The sequence below is a fragment of the Methylobacterium phyllostachyos genome, assembly GCF_900103445.1.
GTDB classification, from domain to species: Bacteria; Pseudomonadota; Alphaproteobacteria; order Rhizobiales; family Beijerinckiaceae; genus Methylobacterium; species Methylobacterium phyllostachyos.
Genome location: NZ_FNHS01000009.1, coordinates 12,082 through 34,132, shown reverse-complemented (window position 1 = coordinate 34,132; position 22,051 = coordinate 12,082). Strand labels below are relative to the sequence as shown.

The 22,051-nt window shown below is 68.7% G+C and carries 21 protein-coding genes; 11 read left to right on the top strand and 10 right to left on the bottom strand.

Annotation, left to right across the window (positions count from 1 at the left end):
* Positions 1-60 precede the first annotated feature (60 nt).
* The 4 genes from BLQ49_RS30300 to BLQ49_RS15315 all read left to right on the top strand — a co-directional run bounded on the left by BLQ49_RS30300 (position 61) and on the right by BLQ49_RS15315 (position 2,587).
* A complete protein-coding gene (locus BLQ49_RS30300) occupies positions 61-348 on the top strand; it encodes a GCG_CRPN prefix-to-repeats domain-containing protein (RefSeq protein WP_091717104.1) in 288 nt (95 codons plus the stop codon).
* Positions 349-476: 128 nt separating this feature from the next.
* Positions 477-926 (top strand): hypothetical protein, encoded by a 450-nt coding sequence (locus BLQ49_RS15325; protein ID WP_143012262.1) that lies wholly within the window; start codon positions 477-479, stop codon positions 924-926.
* 235 nt (positions 927-1,161) lie between these two features.
* A complete protein-coding gene (locus BLQ49_RS15320) occupies positions 1,162-2,082 on the top strand; it encodes an alpha/beta hydrolase (protein WP_425284005.1) in 921 nt (306 codons plus the stop codon).
* 235 nt (positions 2,083-2,317) lie between these two features.
* The gene (locus BLQ49_RS15315; RefSeq protein WP_091717097.1) at positions 2,318-2,587 is read left to right on the top strand and encodes a LuxR C-terminal-related transcriptional regulator; all 270 of its coding nucleotides are present in this window, start codon (positions 2,318-2,320) and stop codon (positions 2,585-2,587) included.
* An 85-nt stretch (positions 2,588-2,672) separates the two neighbouring features.
* On the opposite strand, the gene BLQ49_RS15310 is transcribed toward BLQ49_RS15315, so the two are convergent.
* The 10 genes from BLQ49_RS15310 to BLQ49_RS15260 form a co-directional block, all read right to left on the bottom strand.
* Positions 2,673-3,602, bottom strand: a complete 930-nt coding sequence (locus BLQ49_RS15310) for a glycosyltransferase family 2 protein (protein ID WP_091717096.1) — start codon at positions 3,600-3,602, stop codon at positions 2,673-2,675.
* 339 nt (positions 3,603-3,941) lie between these two features.
* Positions 3,942-4,277, bottom strand: a complete 336-nt coding sequence (locus BLQ49_RS15305; RefSeq protein ID WP_091717094.1) for a hypothetical protein — start codon at positions 4,275-4,277, stop codon at positions 3,942-3,944.
* Between the two features lie 304 nt (positions 4,278-4,581).
* Positions 4,582-6,195, bottom strand: coding sequence for an Ig-like domain-containing protein (locus tag BLQ49_RS15295; protein WP_091717090.1), 1,614 nt, complete (start codon positions 6,193-6,195; stop codon positions 4,582-4,584).
* A gap of 432 nt (positions 6,196-6,627) precedes the next feature.
* Positions 6,628-7,107, bottom strand: a complete 480-nt coding sequence (locus BLQ49_RS15290; protein WP_091717088.1) for a YidB family protein — start codon at positions 7,105-7,107, stop codon at positions 6,628-6,630.
* 219 nt (positions 7,108-7,326) lie between these two features.
* Positions 7,327-7,710 (bottom strand): CsbD family protein, encoded by a 384-nt coding sequence (locus tag BLQ49_RS15285; RefSeq protein WP_091717086.1) that lies wholly within the window; start codon positions 7,708-7,710, stop codon positions 7,327-7,329.
* Positions 7,711-7,795: 85 nt separating this feature from the next.
* On the bottom strand, positions 7,796-7,999 hold the full coding sequence (locus BLQ49_RS15280) for a CsbD family protein (RefSeq protein WP_010683100.1): 204 nt from the start codon (positions 7,997-7,999) through the stop codon (positions 7,796-7,798).
* Between the two features lie 85 nt (positions 8,000-8,084).
* A complete protein-coding gene (locus tag BLQ49_RS15275) occupies positions 8,085-9,002 on the bottom strand; it encodes a PhnA-like protein (protein WP_244507630.1) in 918 nt (305 codons plus the stop codon).
* 52 nt (positions 9,003-9,054) lie between these two features.
* Complete coding sequence (locus BLQ49_RS15270; protein ID WP_091717082.1) at positions 9,055-9,561, bottom strand: CsbD family protein; 507 nt, start codon at positions 9,559-9,561, stop codon at positions 9,055-9,057.
* A 64-nt stretch (positions 9,562-9,625) separates the two neighbouring features.
* On the bottom strand, positions 9,626-9,799 hold the full coding sequence (locus tag BLQ49_RS15265) for a CsbD family protein (RefSeq protein WP_091717080.1): 174 nt from the start codon (positions 9,797-9,799) through the stop codon (positions 9,626-9,628).
* A gap of 92 nt (positions 9,800-9,891) precedes the next feature.
* Positions 9,892-11,355, bottom strand: coding sequence for a helix-turn-helix transcriptional regulator (locus BLQ49_RS15260; protein WP_091717078.1), 1,464 nt, complete (start codon positions 11,353-11,355; stop codon positions 9,892-9,894).
* 353 nt (positions 11,356-11,708) lie between these two features.
* Between BLQ49_RS15260 and BLQ49_RS15255 the strand changes: the two genes are divergently transcribed.
* The 7 genes from BLQ49_RS15255 to BLQ49_RS29720 form a co-directional block, all read left to right on the top strand.
* Entirely contained in the window at positions 11,709-12,242 is a 534-nt protein-coding gene (locus tag BLQ49_RS15255; RefSeq protein WP_244507608.1) for a sigma-70 family RNA polymerase sigma factor, read from the top strand.
* 198 nt (positions 12,243-12,440) lie between these two features.
* Positions 12,441-14,480, top strand: a complete 2,040-nt coding sequence (locus BLQ49_RS15250) for a YgiQ family radical SAM protein (RefSeq protein ID WP_167627715.1) — start codon at positions 12,441-12,443, stop codon at positions 14,478-14,480.
* Positions 14,481-14,902: 422 nt separating this feature from the next.
* Positions 14,903-16,978, top strand: coding sequence for a hypothetical protein (locus BLQ49_RS15245; RefSeq protein ID WP_091717071.1), 2,076 nt, complete (start codon positions 14,903-14,905; stop codon positions 16,976-16,978).
* A gap of 80 nt (positions 16,979-17,058) precedes the next feature.
* Positions 17,059-18,783, top strand: a complete 1,725-nt coding sequence (locus tag BLQ49_RS15240) for a type I secretion system permease/ATPase (RefSeq protein ID WP_091717069.1) — start codon at positions 17,059-17,061, stop codon at positions 18,781-18,783.
* A complete protein-coding gene (locus BLQ49_RS15235; protein WP_091717067.1) occupies positions 18,780-20,108 on the top strand; it encodes an HlyD family type I secretion periplasmic adaptor subunit in 1,329 nt (442 codons plus the stop codon). The genes BLQ49_RS15240 and BLQ49_RS15235 overlap by 4 nt, the downstream gene beginning before the upstream one ends.
* Before the next feature lie 173 nt (positions 20,109-20,281).
* Complete coding sequence (locus BLQ49_RS30295) at positions 20,282-20,509, top strand: sigma factor (RefSeq protein ID WP_244507607.1); 228 nt, start codon at positions 20,282-20,284, stop codon at positions 20,507-20,509.
* Positions 20,510-20,901: 392 nt separating this feature from the next.
* The coding region (locus tag BLQ49_RS29720) for a polysaccharide pyruvyl transferase family protein (protein ID WP_167627714.1) at positions 20,902-22,051 on the top strand (1,150 nt) is incomplete at its 3' end.

The window sequence follows — 22,051 nt, the reverse complement described above, 5'->3', positions numbered from 1 at the left end:
GCGCAGCTTGGTCATTGCCCGGCCGGTCTTCGCACCGTCCGATAGCGATGGAGTCTTGTCATGACGCACATTCGAGCGTTCGCAGTGGCTGCTGTAATGGCCAGCGGCCTTGGACTTGCCACCGCGGCGACCGCCGCTCCGCTGGCCCCCGCACCCCTGGTCGGGAATGCGACCGTGCAACAGGTCGCGTTCGGGTGTGGGCCCGGCTTTTACCCCAATCCGTGGGGCATCTGCCGCCCGAACTGGGGCTGGGGTCGCCCGCGCGTCTACGGTCCCCGCTGGGGCTACTACCGGCCGCGCCCCTATTACCGGCCATACGGGTTCTATGGCCCACGCCGCTACTGGTGAGCGCCACCGCATGAACGGCCGGTGCCGGGTCGCTCACCGAAGCGTGTCCGGCCCGGGCCCGGTCTGCAACCATCGCTTTACCACCCCGGGTGCCATCTTCGCGCAGTCCTACAGCCCTGGAGGCTTCCATGCGTGTCCCACCGTTGCGCTCCGGCACGGCGCTGGTTGGCCTTGCCGCGCTCGCCCTCTGTTCGAGCGTCCCCACCGCGCAAGCGCGCGATGGGGTCAACGCCGCGATCATCGGCGGCGCGGCGGCCGGTGTGATCGGCGGTGTCGTGGCCGGTGCCCTGCTCAACGAAGCCCGCCCGGCGCCAAGTTACGCGCCGCCTCCGCCCCCTCCGCCCCCGGTGTATGTGCAGGCGCATCCCGTCGTGCGGGAGGTGATCGAGGAGCGTCCGTCGGTCCGGGAGGTCGTGGTCCATGACGAGGCCGGCGAGCGCGCCTTCCACCTGCACGAGGGCTGCGACGCGGGGGACCGGCGGGCCTGCGTGAAGCTCGGCATCCTGATCGGACAGCATCAGGAGCAGCGGGCCGCGTGGCAGCACGCGCATCCCGAGATGTTCTCGTGGGATCGCTGACCGGACACGGCACCGGCCGGGTTGCCCCGCGGCCGGGCCTTTGCCGGCCGCGGGGGGCCACGGCTTCAGGTCCGTTGGTCGGCGACGTGTGACGCCAGCGCCATGTCGCTCCTCGCGCGCCTGCTGTTGATCGTGGTCTTCGCCAGTCTGGCCGTGCACGCGGTCCGCGCGGCGGCGCCCCCAGGCCCCGTGACGACCTCGCAGCATCGCCAACCGCGCTCGGTTCCCCATGCCGGTGACACGTAGATCCCTCCTGCTCGCCACGGCGGCGCTCGCCGCTCCCCGCGTCCAGGCGGCTGCGGGCGACCGGCCGACCCTTCCCCTCTGGCCCGGCGATCCACCAGGTGGGGGCGGCCCCGGGGGACCCGTGACGATCGACGGCCACGGCGCGATCAGCACCATCGCCACGCCGAGCTTGGAGGTGTTCGTCCCCGCCCGGCCGAACGGTGCGGCGATGGTCGTGGCCGGCGGCGGGGGATACAGACGCATCGAGGTCGAGCGGGAGGCCCGTCCGGCCGCCCGATGGCTCGCCGCCCGCGGCATCACCGCCTTCGTGCTCGCCTATCGACTCCCGGGCGAGGGCTGGGGCGCCGGCCCGCTGGCCCCGCTCCAGGATGCCCAGCGGGCCCTGCGCGTGATCCGGGCGGTGGCCGGGCGCTACGGCTTGAACCCGGACCGCGTGGGCGCGCTCGGCTTCTCAGCCGGCGGCCATCTGATGGGTCTGGCTGCCACGCGCTCCGCCTTCGCGTCCTATGCGCCGGTCGATGCGGCGGACACGCTGTCCGTCCGTCCCGCCGAGGCGGCCCTGATCTACCCGGTGATCACGCTGGAGCCGCCCTACAACCGCACCTCGACCCGCGTGCAACTCGTCGGGCATCACCCGGATCCGGCGGCGAGCGCGGAATGGTCGGTCGAGGATCATGTCCGATCGCGCTGCCCGCCGATCTTCCTCGTTCAGGCGGAAGACGACCGGATCGCCGACGTGGCGAACAGCCGGATCATGGCGGCGGCGTGCGAACGTGCCGGCGTACCGGTGGATCTGCACATCGTCGCCGATGGCGGCCACGGCTTCGCCATGGGTCGCCCCGATACGGCCAGTGCCGCCTGGCCGAAATGGTACGCGGCATGGCTGAAAGCCAACGGCGCTCTGACATGAGGCCGTCACCCGGACGACGCTCCGCGTGACCGCCCGGAGCCGGTGGCCCCCGGCCCGGGAACAACCGAGCCGCGCTTCGTTTCCGCTGTGAGGAGCCTCGGCCGCTCGGAGTGGCGGGTGCGATCCTGCGGCGTCTGCGGCGTCGCTTGGGAGGAACACCAGCTTCGTCGCGCTGACCGCCTTCGCGGGCCGGGAGAACCGGATCGAGACCCGGCGGCCCGGCTGCGACGCCTTCATGCCGAAGCCGATCGCCTTCGACCTGCTGGTGGCCGTTCTGCGCAACGTGCTGCAGCGAAGCGGCGCGGCTGCCTCCGACCGGGCCGAAGGCTCTCTGCCCACAGAGCGCGCGACGGAGATCGTCACCTGGATCGCCCGGGGCAAACCCTCGGCCGGCATCGTGGCCATTGGCGAGCGGGCCGTGACCTTTCACATCGACCGGGTGATGCGCAAGCTGCAGGTGGCGCCCCGGATGCAGGCACCATCGCCTGCGTCAGGCTCGGCCTGATCGAGCCGCAAGGAGGACAGGCGCAACGCGTCGCTCATGGTGTAGCTCCGGCAGAGCCGACCACGAGAGACGGTAAACCGGCGCTTCAGGCGGCAAGGTTCGTCGCGTCGAAGCCGCGGCCGATGAGGCGGCTCCAGACACGGGCCGCAGCTGCCCGGGCACGAAGCGGGCCGCGCGGCCGGGAGAGGACCGTCCATCGCTCGCGCATAGCCGCGTGGAACAGCGAGGCCGACCGGTCCTCGACTTCATTGCGGTCGAGCAGGCTGTAGCGGAGCGCCATATCGTTGAGGCGTGGACCCCGTGGGTTCCCGGCACTCGGCAGGTGCATCCGAGCCATGAATTCGACCCGGGTCTTGCACTGGTAGTGATTGAGCTGGATGCCGTCATAGGCGATCCGATCCGCCATCCCGGTCGCATCGGCTGCGACATCCGTAAAGTCCGAGAGCGTGCGTCGTCCGGCGGTGAGAATAACCTCGTGGACTTGCACGGCATGGACATGCTCGGAACGGGCGAGAGTCTTGTAGTGGGTCTGATAGGCCCAGTCGGGCGGGGCGCAGCGCGTGAACGCCTCGGTCACGAAGGCGTAGCCGGGAGTGGCCAGGCCGGACGATCCGAAGGAGCGCCAGTTGATGTGCACGGCCGAGACATCCTCGGGCACCCGGGCGAGGTAGTTCGACAGCGAACCGTCCCGCCAGGGCACCAGGAACTCGTCGACGTCGAGGAAGGCCACCCAAGGCGTGCGCACCAGGGCCATGCCAGCGGTGTAGGCGGCGATCTGCGGCGACGCTTCGAGCAGGATCGGTATGGCGTGCAAGGAAATGGCCGGATCGGCTGCGGCCGCCCGGGCGACCAGCACGGGCGTGTCATCGGTGCTCCCGTGATCGAAGACGAGGATCCGGCTGAACCCCACCGCGCGGTGAAAGGCCAACCATTCGATAATATAGGGCGCCTCATCGCGTGCAATTACAATGAGCGTGCAGTCGAAACGACTCGATTCCGTGCGTCTGTAAAACATACCATGCGTACTCGATCGCTAGATCCAATCCCGACAGCCAAGTATTTTATGGGTATCGGCAGAACTTTGAATTTTTTGATGTCATTTCAAACCGCCACATCGAGCGATCCGGCTAGATCTTGGAAGATTCCATGGTGAACGCCGAACGTGAAACGTTAGTTAAACCGTTTACCAAGCTGCACCATCGTGAGCAATGCTGTCGGATCCTGCGCCAATCCGAACAGGAGCGGACGTCATACGCAGTTCTTCGAGGCCTGAACTCGGCTCGAACGCGGTTGCGCGGCGTGCTTGGATTGATAGTGGCCGTTCGGCCGGTCCAGATCCGCCATCGATTGCGGACTAATAGGTGTCGATCAGATTGCGCATCCTGCGCCGGTGGGTGGAGGCATGGGCGCGTTGCTTGGCCAGGAACGCGTCGCAGTCCGGCCCCAGCACGCCTATGCGGTCGGCACGCTGCACAAGGAGGACATCCGGCGTCCCGTTCATCTCCACGATGACCGCGCCTTCGGCCGTGCAGGCGATGTCCCAGCCGATGAGCGGAGCATGCCGCATCGGGCGTGCGCCTTCGCGCGCCCGCGCGCAGGTCGAGACCATGCACCCAGGCATCCCGTCGCGGTCGATCTGACCGAGCAGGTTCCCGCCGCGCCAGTCATTGGCGGCGGCGTTGATGCCCACCGGAAGCTACCAGGCAGCCCGGACGACAAGCGGGCCATGGCGGTTCGCCAGCGTCAGGATGCGGTTGGCCCTGCGACCTCGGCCCCGACCTGTCCCGCGGCTTCCGGGCGCTGAAGGTCTGGGTGACGCTGAAGGTCCACGGCACCGAGGCTCTGGGCCGGCGGCATGATCGGCGCTCGTCCGCCTTGTGTCCGGACCGGGCATCAGTGTCTTCACCGGGACCTGACGGCGTGCAGACGGATGTCGGAGGCCGCAAGAGCACGGAAACGGGGCGGCCCTCTGCCGTCACCACGGACCCTGCCCGTCAGTCGCGCTTTCCGGCGCTCTCCGTACCAAAGGCATCCGGGCTCGGTAGCACGAGGATCTGTCCGGGGTAGATGAGGTCCGGGTCGCGGATCTGATCGTGGTTGGCGTCGTAGATCAGCGTATAGCGCTCGCCTTCGCCGTATGTGCGCCGGCTGATCGTCCACAGGTTGTCACCCCGCACGATGCGCGCCGTCGCGATCCCGGGAACAGAGACCTCGGGTGAGCCCGCCTCGGCCTGAGGCAGAACGTTCCCGGCCAAGCTGCCGGTGCTGGAGGAATCCGACGGGGCCGCAGGAGGTTCGCGACGCACCTCTGTGTCCCCGGACGCGGACGGCCCCGAAGCGTCCGGCCGGGCGGCCTCGCGCGGCTGCTTCTGCCGCAGGTTGGAGGTTCGGACCTCGCGATCGGGAAGGGAGAACGGGACCTCCGCGCGCGCTTGAACCGTGCCGGTCGCAGGATCGACCAAGTCGAGCCGGACCCTGTAGGCTCCCGGCCTCACACCTCGGCCGATGGCGAACGTCACGGTCCCGTCGCGGCCCACGGTGGCCGGGGCGATCAGCGTGTCGTTCAGATAAAGTCGGAGACTGGCCCCGGAGCCCGCCCGCGCCGTGACGAACAGCCCTCCACCGTCCCGTGCGTCGATGCTGACGACTCGGGGCGGCGTGGCGGGGCTGGCTGCCGCGCCCCCCGGTCCGCTCCCGCCAGCCCGGGCGTCCGTCGCCGGGTTGCCGCCCTCGGAGCCACCCGGGAGATTTCCCGGCTTCGGCACATCGAGGCCCGGAGCCCGCGCGGCCCCCCGCACCGGCCCCGCTCCGAGGGGCGCCGGCTTGACCGGCTCGATGACGGAACGGGGGCGGCGCGCGGCCGGTCGATCCGGCTGCGACAGGACCACGGTCGGCGTATTGGGCGCCGTAAGGGCGACGAGCGGCCTCGTATCCCGGGAAGGCGCGACCACGACGGCGACCTTGGCCGCGGACTCATGCGCCGTGCCCGCCGCATTCGCGGCTCGAAGCCCGATCTCGCTGGCCCCGGCCGGAACGGGCGGCGGCGTGACGGCGAACTGGCCATCGGCGCCGGCCCTGACGCTGGCCACGGGTCTGCCATCGACGAGCACCGCAACTGTGGAGCCGGGCGCCGCCCGCCCCGCGATGACGGCATCCCCACTGGGCTCGATACGCACGATGTCGAAGCTCGGCACGGTCGAGCCGGAACGGTCCGAAGGAGCGGGACCCTCCGGCCCGGTCACCGGATCGGACCCGGTCGGCGTTTCCCGGTGCGGCGCCAGGGCGCGGCCTGTATCGGTGATGGGGGAGGACAGGGCAGCCAACGGGTTCCGGTCGCCGTCGGTCGGGGGCGGCTTGGGCGCGCGGGGCCGATCGGTCGGCCCGACGACGATTCCGGTCAGCCCGATCAGGAGCAGCAGGATTGCGAGGCCCCATCCGCGCGTCGCCTTGCCGGCTGCGGGCGACGGATCGGCTATCGGAACAAGCTCTTCGACAGATCCGGCCCCCTGTTTCCGCGGCCGTCGGCCGAGCAGTGCCAGGATCACGCCGATGCCGACGAAGGCGCTGAGCAGCGCCGTGACGAGAATGCGCCGCAAGCCGGTCAACATGCCGTGCCGATCCCCTTGAGGCGCGTAAAGGGATCGGCGGCGCCGGCCCTCGGTGTTGTGCGGCCGCTGCGCTTGAGGCGCTTTCCGGCGAAGTGGAGACCGGTTCGGCGCATGAGAGCGCGTCAGGACGAGGTCTAGGAGCAATGCGCGCTTGCGACGCGATCGGGACCTGCCCTGAGCAGGCTTCGTGGACACGGCGGCCGGCCCTTCGACACAACCGCGATACAGCCGAGGCTGGACCCGAAGGTCCGTTGCCTTGCCCACGATGCGCGACAGGGATGCCCTCTGCCTCGCACGGGTCGCGGGCCCCTCCCCTCAGCGGAAGCGCGCGCGCTGCGGTTCTCGGGAACAGCGTTTCCTCACTGTCGCGTCCCGTCTGGCCTGCCAACGCAAGTCCGTGCAAGCGCTGGCGAGGGTGCGGGCCGCCTGCCGTCAGGCGAAGCGGCGTCCGTCGATCGCGTAGCGGTCGATGGCCGAGGGCAGGTCGCGCGACAGGCGCGCGAGAACCTCCGAACGGCTGAGGCCGGTCTGCTGGGTGAGATGGTCGAGGGTCTCGGGTCCGATGGCGCGCTCCAAGTCCCCCTCGGTGATGGCCTTATTGTCACCCTGATTGACCCAGGATTTCGCGGTTTCGCCGTGGCCGCCCGTGGTGAAGTGCTCGACGAGTTCGGCAAGCCCGCTCGCGAGCAGGCTGCCGACCCCGGCCGAGCCGACGCCGCCGAGCACGCGCTCCAGGTTGGACGGTAACGCCGACCCGCCCACCGGGGGCGTCCGCGCCTCGGGCGGCACGACCGCCCCATGGGCATCCCGGGCGGGGGTGCCGAGCCACTCGGCGATCTTGTCCCTGTGCTGGTAGCCCGCCACCGCGAGCAGACCCAGCAGGGCCGTCATCGAGGGATATCCCTTGCTCATGTCGCGTCCTTCTTCGGGTGGATCGGCGGAAGCCGTCAGAATCGTGGGGCGGGCTTGAGGGTCGCCTCGGGCAGGCCGGCGCGTCCCGATCCGGTCAGTGTCCCCGGCGCGGCGCGGCTGCGCGGCCATTGAACCGGCGCGCGAGGAAGGCGATCACCCTCGGCAGCAGGAAGGCGGTGAGAAGCTTGCGGATCATCGGGTTCTCCTGAATCTTTGCGCTCAGCGCGCGGAACGGGCGAGCCAGCCCAGAGCGAACGCGACGCCGGCGAAGGCCAGCAGCGTCGTGGTGCGGTTGGCATCCGCATAACGGATCGCCCGGCGACCTTGCGTTTGGGCCCGGCGGCGGGCCTCTTCGGCGTAGTGCCGCCCGTCCTCGATGAGGTCGTCGGCCCGCTCCCGTGCCTCATGGGCCAAGTGTCGGCCCTCCTCGACGAGATCCTCCGCCCGGTCGCGGGCGTGGCCGTAGGCGTACTGGGCACCGCCCGCCACTTGGTCCACGGCGCCGCGCACCTGGCGGGCCGGATCGCCGGTCAGGCCGCCGAGGGCGGTCTCGGCGCGACCCTTGAGGTGACGGGACGCGCCACGGATCTGGTCGCGGTTCATGGGATCGTCTCCTGTTCTGTGGGCAAGGAGCCCCGTTCGGGGCAGGAGGCGGCGGCGGCCGGGTGAGCCGACGCCGCCTGGGCGATCAGTGCTTGCCGGTGATCTTGTCGGCGAGATTCTTGGCGCCGTCCTTGACGTCGCCGACGGTCTTCTGCGCCTCGCCCTTCAGTTCCTGCGCCTTGCCTTCGGCGACGAGCTTGTCGTTGCCGGTGGCCTTGCCAGCCGCCTGCTTGACATTGCCGACGGCCTCGTTGGCCAGACCCTTGAGCTTGTCGGTGGTGCTGCTCATCGTATGCGCTCCTGCTTCGTGTGGTGGGGCCGGTCATCCCGGCTGGTGAGACCCCCGCCGGTGCGGCGGGGGTCGGTGAAGGGGTTCAGACGCGCCGGGACTCGTAGGTACCGAGCAGCGTGGTCGGCTTCGGGGCGCCGAGGCGACCACCGAAGAAGGCGGCGAGTGCACCGAGGACGAGGGCGATGGCGGCATAGAACGCACCCTGCGTGGCCGCCGACTTGGCCGTCACGGCCGCAGCCTCGGCCTTCTGCTTGGCGGTGGCGACCGCCTGGTCGTACTGCTTCTCGTAGTCCTGGACCTGCTGGCGAGCCTGATCGACCGGGATGTTCTGTGCCTTGGCCAGCGCATCGGCCGCGCGGCTCTCGGCCTGCTGCTTCTGCGAGGCGTCACCCGTGAATAGGGCGCGGATGGCCGCGACCGCCGCATCCTTGGCCGCCTGCGGGTCCTGCCCGGCTGACTGCTGCCGGACCTTGTCCTCGATGCCGTCGAGGGGGTTCGAGACCTTCGCGAGCGACGGCGCCGCAGCCTGCGCGGCCGTCTGGATGGTGCCGCCCACGAGGTTGCCCGCGCCGCCGAGCGCGCCCGAGACGGTGCTCAGCGTTCCGCCGACGAGACCGCTCGCTGCCGACGTCAGCAGGTAGAGCACGACGAGCGTCGTGACCGCCCAGGAGACGAGACCGTGCAGGGCCGCAACGCCCGGCAGCGGCTTGCCCGAGAGCCGGCCGGCGATCAGGCCGCCAGCCAGCGAGGCGACGATGCCCGAGGCCACGAACCAGATGCCGGCGCCCATCGACATGCTCGAGGCGGAGGGGTTGTCGGCGGCGGTGGTGCCCACCGAGGCCAGGCCGACCCCGACGCCCACGAGGTTCACGATGACCTGGGTCACGAGGGCCGTGACGGCGCCGGCGAAGATGGCCCCCCAGGACACCTCGTTGAGCAGCACGGTGCGGCCATCGGCCGGCGCCGCCGTGGTGGCGAGGGGGGATGTGGTGGTCTGGATCGTGGTCACGCTTTCACTCCGGGTCGTTGGTCGTTCGGTGTCGTGTGTCGGTTCAGTCGCGGGTGGCGCTGACGAGCAGGCCGAGGCCGAAGCCGACGGCGCCGGCGATGAGGAGCGAGGCGAGCGGGTATTCGGCCACCTGGTGGCTCACCTCACGCGTGCCCCGGCGCAGGGAATGGCCGCTGCGCTCGTAGGCGTCCTCGGCGTAATCTGAGGCGTCGTCGGCGACGCGACGCACGGAGCGCTGTGCGCGGTCGAAGTGCTCTCCGGCGGCGCCCTGGGCACGGCGTGCGCGATCCTCGATGTCGTCCGACCCGACGATGCCGCCGACCGTGTCGCGGATCCGGCCACCGATGTCGCGGGCGGCGTCGGCGACATGGTCGGCCGCGTCGCGGACCGTGTCCTTGGCTTGGCCGTACAGGCTCTCGGCCTGCCCGGCCGCCTCGCGGGCGCGGCCCTCGACCGAGTCCCGCCGCGAGCCGGCGAGGTCGCCCACGGCGCCCTGCACCTTGCCGCCGAGCTCCTTGGCGGCGCCCGTGATCCGATCCGTATCGACCATATCGTTCTTCCTGTGTTGTGGGTTGGGGATTGCGCCTCGCGTCCAGGCGCTTCTTGACGTCGCGTCAGTCCCGGACGGGACCGTCGGACTTCGCTCCAGCGGCCGTTGCGGCGCTGGCCTCACGCTTCTGCAGCCGACCCTCGGCCTCGACCCGGGTGTCGCCGGTGAGCTTGCCGAGGGCTTCCTTGACGGAAGCCTTGAGGTGCTTGGCAGAAGTGGAATTCTTGTCTTCGGTCATGGGCACTCCATCCTGTCGAGAAAACCCTGGACCGCCTGGGAGATGATGGGCCACCTCTCATCTTCAATGAGCAATTTATACCGGTAGAGTAGTTATTTCGCTCCGGTCGATGACAACGGAAATCCGTTCTCTCGACCCCAAACGACTGCCTCGCTGCGCTTGTGAATACCGAGCTTGCGATAGAGGGCGGCGCCGTGATTGCGCACGGTGTTGCGCGACAGGTCGAGCTTGCGCGCGATGGCCTCGTCGTCGAGGCCCGAGCAGATCAAGTTGAGGATCTGCCGCTCACGCACCGTCAGGTTGAGGGCGGCGGCATCCACGCTCCCGATCTCCGGCCTGCGCAGGTTGGCGAGCTTCTCGATGAGGCCGCGGCTGAACCAAGAGGTGTCGGCCATTACCGTCTCGATGGCGTCGAACAACTCGCGCTCCGTGTGCTTGCGATCCGTGATGTCCTGCATCACCAGCAGCACGAAGGGATCATCCTCGATCTCGATGCGCTCGGCCGAGACGAGGCAATCGAGATTGGCCCCACTCTCGTGGCGCAGGCATACTTCGGCACCCAGCACGCAGCCATGGCGCTCCAGGGCCGCCTCGACATCCGTGCGCTGCTTGTCGTTCACCCACAAACCGGCCGCGCCGAGGCTGCGCCCGACGACCCGATCCTCGCCGAGGCCGAAGACGCGGGTGAAGGCCTCGTTGATGCCCGTCACGCGGAAGTCATGGCCCCGGGCCAGCACGGTCGGCACCGGGGTCAGCCGGAACGCCTTGGCGAAGCGCGCCTCGCTCTGGCGCAGAGCCGCCTCGGCCTTCCGGCGCAGTTCGAGATCGGCGAAGGTGAACAGCATGCAGGGCTCGTCGCCCACCTCGATCGGCTGACCGGCCACGATGACGAAGCGGCTGCCGCCATCCGGGAGGCGCAGACACGCCTCCATCTGCGGGATCGTGCCGCCCGCCTTGAGGCGGGAGATCGCGAGGTCGCGGTTGCGTGCCTCGGCCAGCACGTCGAGTTCGTAGACGCTGCGTCCGAGCACGCCGTCGCGGGTGAAGCCGGTCATCTCCAGGAAGCCGTGATTGACCTTGACGTGGCGCAGGTCGGACAGGCGGGTGATGACGGCGGGCGCGGGATTGGCGTTGAAGGTCGTCTCGAACCGGTTCTCGGCCTCGAATTGATCGGTCACGTCCTTGAGGATCAGCGCGAGGCAGCTCGGCTTGCCCTGGTGGTCCGTGGCCACGAGGCTGCGCAGCGAGTGCACGAAATCCTGTTCCGGCCTGTCGGTACGCCGGACCTCGACGATGACGTCGTGGAAGCGCTCGCCAGCCACGACGCGCTCAATCGGGTAGTGGTTCGGGGTGACATGGTTACGGTAGCGCAGGCAGAAGCGCTCGCGATAGGCATCGACCGTGGGGCCTAGCTCATCCAGGCTGCCGGCGCCGTGCATGGCGAGCGCAGCTTCGTTGGCGTAGGCGATGGTCTGATCGGGCTCGACCAGGATCACGCCCTCGCTCAGGCCGGCGATGATCTGCCGGAGCTCATGCCTGTCGACGCCCGCAGTCAAAGCTCGCCCCGCCCCTTCGTGCCGCCGCCGCCCGTTCGGCAGCGAGGCACAAACCGGTTGCGCGCAAGCTGGTTCCCACGATCAAGTTATTTTCCTGGTATACCCGCATCATTGACGCGGCTCGTAGAGACCAGAGATTAATGCTCGCCGCGCTTGGCAAGCCGCTCGACAAGAAACGCGGCGATCCCGACCACCCATGAGCATTCCGCGCCGTGCCTCACATTGACGAACTGCTGGAACCTGCCCCGGAACCCGATCCCGTGCTCTCGCCAACGCAGCGCGCCCTGGGAGATGGGCTGCGCATATATTATTCAGAAGTTGTGGAGTTAAATGACGGATCACCCCTCAGGCGTGTGCTTGAGCGGCTCTCGGCGGCCCTCGACGCCGCCGAACGCGACCGGCAGGTGGCGGCCGGCTTCAAGACCGACCTGATCGCCGCGGTGCCGCACCTGCGCCGTTACGCGCTGTCGCTGACGCGCGATACGGTCGAGAGCGATGACCTCGTACAGTTCACCTTGTTGAGGGCCTGGGAGCACCGGGCGAGGTTCGAGCCCGGAACACGGCTGAAGGCTTGGCTCTTCACAATCCTGCGCAACGGCTACCTCAACGGTCGGATCAAGCGCCGCTGGGAGGTTCCCGACCCGGACGGCGCGCATGCGGCCCGCCTCTCCAGGCCGGCCGAGCAGGACGGCAAGATGGACGTGCGGGATCTGCAGGTCGCCCTCGACCGGCTCGACGCCGCTCAGCGCGAGGCGCTGCTGCTCATCGCGGTCGACGACCTGTCCTACGAGGAGGCCGCGGCCGTCCTCGGCTGCCCGCCCGGCACGGTGAAGAGCCGGGTTTGCCGCGCGCGCGACCGGCTCGCCCGCGCGCTCAATGAGGTCTGACGCGCTAGACGAGCGGGGCGTCCGCGGCACTCCGCCTCCGGGTACCGGCGGCGGCGTGAACGACTGCCCGGGGCGCGAGGGAATGGCCGCGTCCGGCCCAGGCTGACAACCAAGCTCAGCCGCCCCGATACAGGTGCGACGCCCGCCCCCGTTGCGATTCGTTGAGCTCGGGGTCTGGGCAGACTATGCATGGATCCCATGGAAATCCGAGATTCCGCCGAACGACCCCCGGCTCCCCGCGCCTGCAAGCCCCTGCAGCCCAGACAGGCGGCGCCGTTCCTGCCCATGAGCCGCGCCGAGATGGCGGCCCTCGGGTGGGATTCCTGCGACGTCGTTCTGGTGACGGGCGATGCCTACGTGGATCATCCGAGCTTCGGCATGGCCATCATAGGGCGGCTGCTCGAGGCGCAGGGCTTCCGAGTCGGCATCATCGCCCAGCCCGACTGGCACTCGGCGGAGCCGTTCACGGCGCTCGGCAAGCCGAACCTGTTCTTCGGCGTCACAGGCGGCAACCTCGATTCGATGGTGAACCGCTACACGGCGGACCGACGGTTGCGCCACGACGACGCCTATACGGCTGGCGGTGAGGGTGGCCGGCGGCCGGACCGCTGCACCATCGTCTATACGCAGCGCTGCCGCGAGGCCTTCAAGGACGTGCCCATCGTGCTCGGCGGCATCGAGGCGTCGTTGCGGCGCATCGCGCATTACGATTACTGGTCGGACAAGGTGCGCCGCTCGATCCTGGCGGACGCCAAGGCGGATCTGCTTCTCTACGGCAACGCCGAGCGCGCCGTGGTCGAGGTGGCGAACCGCCTCGCGGCCGGCGAGGCACCGCACCAGCTCGATTCGATCCGGGGCGTCGCCCTGTTCCGCCGCGTGCCCGGCCACTACACCGAGCTGCCCGCCGACGATCTCGACTCGGCCGATGAGGCCGCCACCCGCCGGCCTGGCGAGACCGTGATCCGGCTGCCCGCCTACGAGCAGGTCAAGGACGACAAGGAGGCCTATGCTCGCGCCTCGCGCGTGCTGCACCGGGAAGCCAATCCCGGCAACGCGCGCCCGCTCGTCCAGCGCCACGGCGACCGCGACCTGTGGCTCAACCCGCCGCCGATCCCGCTGACCAGCGACGAGATGGATGCGGTCTACGACCTGCCCTACGCCCGGGCGCCCCACCCGTTCTATGGCGACGCGAAGATTCCCGCCTGGGACATGATCAAGTTCTCGGTGACGATCATGCGCGGCTGCTTCGGCGGCTGCACCTTCTGCTCGATCACGGAGCACGAGGGCCGCGTCATCCAGAACCGCTCGGAGGGCTCGATCCTGCGCGAGATCGAGCGGATCCGCGACAAGACCCCGGGCTTCACGGGCGTGATCTCGGATGTCGGCGGCCCGACCGCCAACATGTACCGGATGGCCTGCAAGGACCCGAAGATCGAGGCGGCCTGCCGGCTGCCGTCCTGCGTCTTCCCAGACATTTGCCCGAACCTGAACACCTCGCACGACGACCTGATCCGGCTCTATCGGAAGGTCCGCGAGGTGAAGGGCGTCAAGAAGGTGATGGTCGCCTCCGGCGTGCGCTACGACCTCGCGGTCAGGAGCCCGGAATACGTCAAGGAGCTCGTCACCCATCACGTGGGCGGCCGCCTGAAGATCGCGCCCGAGCACACCGAGCGCGGCCCCCTCGACAAGATGATGAAGCCGGGGATCGGCACCTACGACCGGTTCAAGGAGATGTTCGACGCCGCCGCCAAGGAGGCGGGCAAGAAGTACTACCTGATCCCGTATTTCATCGCGGCGCATCCGGGCACGACCGACGAGGACATGATGCACCTTGCGCTCTGGCTCAAGAAGAACAACTATCGCGCCGACCAGGTCCAGACGTTCCTGCCCTCTCCGATGGCGACCGCCACGGCCATGTATCACACTGAGGTCAACACCCTGCGGGGCGTGCGCCGCGGCGGGAGCGAGCCGGTCGAGGCGATCAAGGGCCTCCGGCAGAGGCGGCTGCACAAGGCGTTCCTGCGCTACCACGACCCCGAGAACTGGCCCCTGCTGCGCGAGGCGCTACGGGAAATGGGCCGCGCGGATCTCATCGGGCCGCGACCGGACCAGCTCGTGCCATTCTCGCAGCCGCCGGGAACCGGCGTGGGGGCGGCCCGGGCGGGCGGCCAGCCGCGACCCGTCTACCGTCCGGGCGGCCAGCGCTTCACCACGAAGGGCGTGCCGCTGCGCAAGTGACGCTCCCGCGCGCCCGATCGACGGATGTTCCAACCTGGAATCGTGGGGCGCGGCCCGGAATAACCGGCCGAGACGATAGGTATCGGCCTATCGGTGCATCAGCCGTTCCCCGGCGCTGACGTCCTGCGTCCAACCGAATGCGATCCCCGCGCCGCAGCCCGGGCGGCTCGTCGGCGCCTGGATGTGGCCAAATCGAGAGGCCCGGCAGCCGCTACGTCATAGATATTCCCACGCGGGAGGCCAAAGTTCGTACGACGCGGGAATAACGTTCGCTATGTCGCTGACAGGCGGCACAAAAAACACATCAGCAGACAAACATAAGTGCAAAGGACGCGAATACACTTATCGAGCATTAACCACGGACACAGGAGGCCGCAACCGACGATTGCATATGCAGTTACGCATTAAAATCGGAGGTTTTCATGTCGTCATCCCCACTCGCCGCGCTCAGCCCAGCCTCGCGGTCGCTCGAATGGATTGTCGGTTCGGGGGCGTTACTCTCGTCCACTGCGCTCTCGACGGGCCAGCTCGCGAGCCTCGGCCCGATCGCCTCGCTCATAGAGGGGGCTGTCGGTACCGATTCCGCCAGCAACAGCGGCTCGCTCCTTCCCGAATCCCTGGCCGATACGGCCAACACGACCGTTCTCGATACGCATGCGCAGCTCGAAACGGTCGGCCACGAAGTGGCGCCGCTGAACGGACCGCTGCATGGCCTGACGAACCTCGGCGAGACGATTGGGCTGGGCCATATCGGCGAATCCGGCAACCTGATCACCGACCTGTCGGGCACCATCGCGAATCCCGATGGCATTGGCGCCGCCGCGCCGCTCCTGACCGATGCCGGCCATGTCACCGACGCGGCCGGGACCCTGCTGGATACGGTGGCGGCCGTGCCGGCGACCGGCAACGGCCTCGTCGGATCCGGCAGCATCCTCACGCCGGTGACCGACATTCTCAATCAGGCGATCCTCGATCTCCATACGACGCTGGAGGATGTCGGCCATTCGGTCCCGGTGCTCAACGCGCCGATCCACGCGCTGACGGGCCTCGGCGAGACCACCGGCCTCGGCTATCTGGGCGAGCCCGGCAATCTGTTGACCGACACCCTCGCGGTTCCCGGATCCCTCCTGAACGGTGGCGGCCTCGCTTCGGCGGATCCCGTCCTGTCCGACCTCGGCCATGTCCTCGGCGCGACCGGCACATTGCTCACCACCACCACCGGTGTCGCGAATGCCGGCGGCCTGCTCGGGTCGGGGGGGCTGCTCGCCCCGGTCACGAACCTCGCCAACACGGGCGTCCTCGACCTCCACATGACCCTCGAGAATCTCGGCCATGAGATTCCCCTGCTGAACGATACCCTTCACGGCCTGACCAACCTCGGTGAGACCGTCGGCCTCGGTCATATCGGAGAGAGCGGGAATCTCCTGACCGATGTCGCGGCCCTGCCCGGCGACATTCTGGGCGGCCAGGGACTCGGGGCGGTGTCACCGATCCTGGGCGATCTCGGCGCCGTGACGAATGCCGCCGGCGGCCTCGTCGATGGCGCGACCGGCATCGTCGGTGGGCTCGGTCATGGCGAGTCCGGAATTCCGGTCGTCGGGAGCCTCCTCACCCCGGTCACCGCCCCGGTGGATGGCCTGCTCGGCGACGCGACCGGCGGGGGCCAGAATGGAACCGGCGCCCTCCTCGGAGCCGGAGCCCCGCCGGTGGGCGATGCCGCCAACGGCCTGCTCGACACGGTCCATTCCGTCGTCACCCTCGGAAACACGGCGGGCCTAGGCCAGCTCGGTGATGGGAGCAACCTCGTCACCGACACCGTCAACCTGCCCGGCGCCGTGCTGGCCGGGAACGGGACGCCGGCCCTGGGTCAGATCGTGACCGATCCCGGCCATGTCGTGGATGCGGTGAGCGGCGTCCTGGGCTCTACAACCGGCGCCCTGCCCACGGGCGGAGACGGCGGCCAGGGATCCGCTACGGGGCTCGACGGCGTGCTGACCCCCGTGACCACGGCGCTGGGCTCGGTCGTGTCCGGGGCGGCAGGAGACGCGACCGGTACACTGCTTGGCAGCCTCACCGGCGGCACGCCCGGCGAGGCCGGCGCCGGCACGCACCCGCTGGTCGAGGTGGGGGCGGGCCCGACGACTGCGACGCCGGTGGCCGACGCCGCGATCCTGACGCCCACCCCCGATTCGGCCCATACCGTCCAGGTGAGCGCGGTCTCGGTGCCCGCCGATCAGCCGAGCCTCGCCACGGCGAATCTGCTGACCGGCGACAGCATCCAGCTCCCGCAGACCAGCGGCGGCGCGGATTCCCTGGTCGGCCACCTGGCCGACGCCATCCCGGTGACGTCGGCAGCCCCGGCCGATGCCGGGGCATCGCAAGGCACCAGCGTCGATCTCGGGATCGCTACGATCGATCTCGGCGGCCACGCCGATGTCCAGCATGTCGATCCGACCCCGCACACGGCCACGAGCGGGCTGCACCTGCTCGGGCTGTGAGGCCGAGAGCCCCCGCCGCACCCGCGGCGGGGGCCGCCTTCGACGTCGCCGCGCCACACCGAGTAACCGGGGAAGAACCTGTGACCGACGAGCGCGTGTTGCGTGTTGCGAGGCGTCGCGAATTCTGGGCCGCCGCCCGCGCCGGGCGCGCCTGCCTGATCACGGTGATGCTCGTGAGCGGCCTCATCAACCTGCTGATGCTGACCGCCCCGATCTTCATGCTGCAGGTCTACGACCGGGTGCTGCCGAGCCGCAGCATCGCGACGCTGGTGGGTTTGGCCGGCATCACGCTGATGCTGCTCGTCATCCAGGGCATCCTCGAGATCTTCCGCGCGCGGATCCTGTCGCGGTTCGGCCGGCTCATCGACGAGCGCCTCGGGCATCGGATCTTCCGCACCCTGCTCGCCCGCGGCTCTGAGATGCCGCGCAGCGACGAGGGACCCCAGGCCCTGCGCGACCTCGATACCGTACGCGGCTTCGTGTCGAGCATGGCGGTGAGCGCCTTCTTCGATCTGCCCTGGGTGCCGCTCTACGTCGCGGTCTGCTTCCTGTTCCATCCCTGGCTCGGGGCGGCGATCGCCGGGGGCGCCCTGTTCCTCTGCGTGCTGACGATCCTGACTGATTGGGCCTCGGCCGCCACGACGCGGGAGGCCGTCCGGGCCGCCGGGGATCGTCGCTCCCTCACCGACATGGCGCACCGGACCGCGCCCTTGCTTTCGGCGCTCGGGATGCGCTCCCGTATCGCCGCCCTCTGGCAGGTCCGGGCCCGTCGGAACCTGGACGTGGCGACCTACGGCAACGACCTCGCCATCGGTTTCGGCACGACCGCGCGTCTCCTGCGCACGATGTTGCAATCCGGTATCCTCGGCCTGGGGGCCTTCCTCGTCGTGCGCGAGGAGGCGACCGCCGGCGTCATGCTCGCCGCCACGATCCTGTCGGCCCGGGCGCTGGCGCCGGTCGATCTCGCCATCGCCAACTGGAAATCGTTCACGGCCGCCCGGCAGGCCTGGGGCCGCCTCGTCGCCTTCCTGCCCCTGCGCGAGCCGGCCGCCCCGACCCCGCTGCCGGCCCCGCGCGAGAGCCTGCGCGTGACCGCCCTGTCGGTCGCCATACCGGGCACCGACACGCTCGTGCTGCACGACGTGAACGTCGCCCTCGCCCCCGGCAGCGCGCTCGGCGTGATCGGCGCCAGCGGCTCGGGCAAGTCCACCTTCGCCCGCGCCCTGGTGGGGCTGGCGCGGGCGAGCCGCGGCGTGATCCGTCTCGACGGGGCCGCCCTGGACCAGTGGGAGCCCGATGCCCTCGGGCGCGCCGTCGGTTACCTGCCGCAGGATACCGAGATGTTCGACGGCACGATCAGTGAAAACATCACCCGCTTCGATCCCGCGCCCGATCCCAAGGCCCTGCTGGCGGCCGCCAAAGCCGCCGGTGTCCACGAGGTCGTGCTCCGGTTGCCCGGCGGATACGATGCGCGGATCGGTGCGGGCGGGCTCGGGCTCTCGGGCGGCCAGCGTCAGCGGATCGCCCTGGCGCGGGCGCTGTACGGCGACCCCTTCCTGGTCGTCCTCGATGAGCCGAACTCCAACCTCGACGTCGATGGCGACCGGGCCCTGTCGGCGGCCGTCCAGGGCGTGCGCGCCCGCGGCGGCATCGTGGTGGTGATCGCACACCGCCCCAGCGCCCTGGCGGCGGTCGACCGGATCCTGGTGCTCGGCGACGGGCGCGTGCAGCTGCACGGGCCGCGCGACGAGGTCCTGGCGAAGCTTGGCGCCCTGACCCGGCAGACACCCACGAGGGTCGCATGACCGAGGGACACGATCCCGCCGTGCCGGACGCCGACCCGACCGCGGGGACGCGCCGCTCCCTGCAGCGGCACATCGCCGGCGTCGCCGCCGTGATCGCCGTAGCCCTCGGCGTGGGCGCCTGGACGGCGGCGACGGAACTGTCGGGTGCCATCATCGCGAGCGGCTCGCTCGTCGTCGAAAGCAACATCAAGAAGGTCCAGCATCCCACCGGCGGCGTCGTGGCCGAATTGCCGATCCAGGAGGGTGACCGCGTCCGGGCCGGCGATCTGCTGGTGCGCCTGGATGCGACGGCGGCGCGCGCCACCTACGACAGCGTCACCAAGAGCCTGTGGGAGATCGCCGCCCGCAACGCCCGCCTGGAGGCGGAGCGCGACGGCCGCCCGGATCTCGCGATTCCGGCTGACCTCAACGCGGCCGGGCCGGAGGTCGGGCGGATCCTCGACGGGGAGCGCAAGCTGTTCCGCTTCCGCCGCGAGGCGCTCCAAGGCCAGAAGGCGCAGCTGCGCGAGCGGATCGGCCAGCTCAACGAGGAGATCAAGGGCTTGGTCGAGCAGGCCGCCGCGAAGGAGCAGGAGACCGCGATCATCGGCCGGGAATATGCCGGCGTCGAGGAACTCTGGAAGAAGAACCTGATCCAGCTGACGCGGCTCACCAGCCTCCAGCGCGACATGTCCCGACTCAAGGGCGAGCGCGGCGTCCTCGTGGCCAGCATCGCCCAGACACGGGGCAAGGTCTCCGAGACCGAATTGCAGATCATCCAGCTCGAACAGAACCTGCGCAGCGAGGTCGGGAAGGAATTGGCCGAGAACCGCGCCAAAACCGCGACCCTGATGGAGCAGAAGATCACCGCCTTCGACCAGCTCCAGCGCATCGAGATCCACGCGCCGCAGACCGGCTACGTGCACGAGCTCGCAGTTCACACCCGGGGCGGCGTGATCGCCCCGGGCGAGCCGATCATGCTCATCGTGCCGACCGCGGATTCCCTCGTGGTCGAGGTGCGCGTCGCCCCCCAGGACATCGACCGGCTCCAGACCGGCCAAGCCGCGGGCCTGCGCTTCCCGAGTTTCGACCAGCGGACGACGCCGGAACTGAACGGCCGCGTCACGCGCATCGCCGCCGACGTCAGCGAGGACAAGCGGACCGGCAGCTTCTACTATCTCGTCCGACTCGGGGTCTCGAAGGACGAACTCGCCAAGCTCGACGGGGCCAAGCTGATGCCCGGTATGCCCGTGGAGGCGTTCATCCGGACGGCAGACCGGACGGTCCTGTCGTATCTCACGAAGCCCCTCGTCGATCAGGCGCGACGGGCGTTCCGCGAGAAGTAGCCTGCATCGATGGGGCTGGTTGCGCCGCCTCGACTGGTGGAAAAGGCTTTCCTCAACACCCGGACGCCTGCGCTGTCGCCCCTGAGGTATCGTCACGCTCGCACAGCTGGGTCTAAAGCGGCACCCGGGTGGGCGCCCAGCAGAAGGCATCACGGAGTTTGCGGGGAGCTATCTTGGCCGACGACGCCACGCTGCGCCGGCTGGTGGCTGGAATTGCCCGCGGAGAGGCGGACCGGCGTGCCGAATTGTACGATCTCACCAGCCCGAAACTTTACGGGCTGATTGTGCGTATCCGGCGCGACCGGGCCTTGGCCGAGGACGTGCTCCAAGACGTCTTCCTGCGAATCTGGCAGGCGGCAGCACCTATCGGCCGGAAGCCGGGCCGCCCCGGCCCTGGCTGATCACCATCGCACGCCATCGCGCGATCGACAGCGGGCACCGGAAGACCGAGGTGCAGGGGCGCTCGCCAGCAGGATCAAAATCGGCCCCCCCCATCCCGGTTTTCCAGGGGGCCGGCAGCAGGCCATGCCTTCTCTCACGGTTGGGCCCTGAGAGGGCTGATTGTACAGATAGTCGGGCTATAATCGAAGCTCACATCGCCTACGATTCGGGCAATATTCAAATATAAAATTAGATAAACAGAATATAATTCACATACAATATTGCAGTCTATGTGACTAATTACTATTATTATTTGGCCTTGATTCGGAAAAAAGCTTGAATTATAGGTAGATCTACCACGTCTAGATTGCCGGTCGTCGTTTCTGGCTGTCAAATTTCAGATATACAATCCATGAAGTCTCGCATTAAGTACTGGACGAAGGACGAAAACGTCAGAAACTTCGGAGATTCTCTTTCAGAATTTTTAGCGTCGGAATTGTTTTTGGACATCGAAGACAACGGTCCTGACGTTCACTTGATCGGGAGCGTCATATCAGACGGGTTCGTGCCACCCCCACGCCTTGACCAGGACGGACGCGAGATCGAGGGCCCCCGTGTTACATTCTGGGGCTGCGGGATCCGCCAACCAGAGAGCCTCACGCTTCAGAACTACGAAAACGTCGAGCTGTTGGCCGTGCGTGGTCCTGTCTCCGCGTCCGACCTCCGGCTCGGCGCCTCAGTCCCAACCGGTGATCCGGCACTATTGCTGCCGGCGCTTTACGAGCCCCGTATGGTGCAGCGGTTCGCCGGCCGCCGCATCTGTATACCGCACTTTCACGAGAAACGATCCGACCGTGAGCTGCTCGACCTGTGTGGGTGCGAACTCGTCTTACGTCCAAACATTGCGCCCGGGAACGACGCGATCAAGTCCTTTATCGACGCTTTATGTTCGGCGTCGTTTGTCCTGACGGCATCCCTCCACGGCGCCATCACCGCCGCCGCCTACGGGCGCCCGTTCGCATTTTGGAACATCGGATGGCTCGATCTACCAACAAAATGGCAGGACACCGCGGCGCTACTCAACATCCCCTTTCAATTGTGCACGACAGTCGAAGAGGCTGAAACCTTTTTCAGGGAAGAGGTGGTGCAGAACTACCGGCGACCGCCGACGTGGCAGCTCTTGAGCCGCGCGCCGTTCCCACTAAAACCAGTCGCGCTTCTCAAAGTGCTAGACTACGAGCTGCGCGCCGAGGCGTGCGGCTCTGAGAAGGTCGGCGAGTTTCTGAGCCTCTTCACCGAGCTGAGCAGCCATTTCGATCGCCTCGCGGTTGGCATCAATGAGCGCCGCGCGCGTCGCTGGGCGTCTCTCGGCCGTGATGTCGATCGAGCTCGAGGTGAAGCCGAGCATGCCCGCGACGAGTCGGTCGCGCTTCGCTCGCAAGTGGATAATTTGTCCGCTGAACTCGAGGCAGCGCGAACGGAGGCGGCCGCCCTCCACGAGCGGCTGAGGGCTCATGTGGCGCAGTCCGAGCAGGCGGCGGCTGAGGCCGCGTCTCGGACCG

Bases quoted from the DNA above. Each gene is read 5' to 3' on its own strand.
- BLQ49_RS15295 (WP_091717090.1), bottom strand. From the start codon at position 6,195: ATGTTGACCGGCTTGCGGCGCATTCTCGTCACGGCGCTGCTCAGCGCC.
- BLQ49_RS30300 (WP_091717104.1), top strand. From the start codon at position 61: ATGACGCACATTCGAGCGTTCGCAGTGGCTGCTGTAATGGCCAGCGGC.
- BLQ49_RS15235 (WP_091717067.1), top strand. From the start codon at position 18,780: ATGACCGAGGGACACGATCCCGCCGTGCCGGACGCCGACCCGACCGCG.
- BLQ49_RS15315 (WP_091717097.1), top strand. From the start codon at position 2,318: ATGCCGAAGCCGATCGCCTTCGACCTGCTGGTGGCCGTTCTGCGCAAC.
- BLQ49_RS15290 (WP_091717088.1), bottom strand. From the start codon at position 7,107: ATGAGCAAGGGATATCCCTCGATGACGGCCCTGCTGGGTCTGCTCGCG.
- BLQ49_RS15285 (WP_091717086.1), bottom strand. From the start codon at position 7,710: ATGAACCGCGACCAGATCCGTGGCGCGTCCCGTCACCTCAAGGGTCGC.
- BLQ49_RS15325 (WP_143012262.1), top strand. From the start codon at position 477: ATGCGTGTCCCACCGTTGCGCTCCGGCACGGCGCTGGTTGGCCTTGCC.
- BLQ49_RS15250 (WP_167627715.1), top strand. From the start codon at position 12,441: ATGGAAATCCGAGATTCCGCCGAACGACCCCCGGCTCCCCGCGCCTGC.
- BLQ49_RS15265 (WP_091717080.1), bottom strand. From the start codon at position 9,799: ATGACCGAAGACAAGAATTCCACTTCTGCCAAGCACCTCAAGGCTTCC.
- BLQ49_RS15310 (WP_091717096.1), bottom strand. From the start codon at position 3,602: ATGTTTTACAGACGCACGGAATCGAGTCGTTTCGACTGCACGCTCATT.
- BLQ49_RS15280 (WP_010683100.1), bottom strand. From the start codon at position 7,999: ATGAGCAGCACCACCGACAAGCTCAAGGGTCTGGCCAACGAGGCCGTC.
- BLQ49_RS15245 (WP_091717071.1), top strand. From the start codon at position 14,903: ATGTCGTCATCCCCACTCGCCGCGCTCAGCCCAGCCTCGCGGTCGCTC.
- BLQ49_RS15270 (WP_091717082.1), bottom strand. From the start codon at position 9,561: ATGGTCGATACGGATCGGATCACGGGCGCCGCCAAGGAGCTCGGCGGC.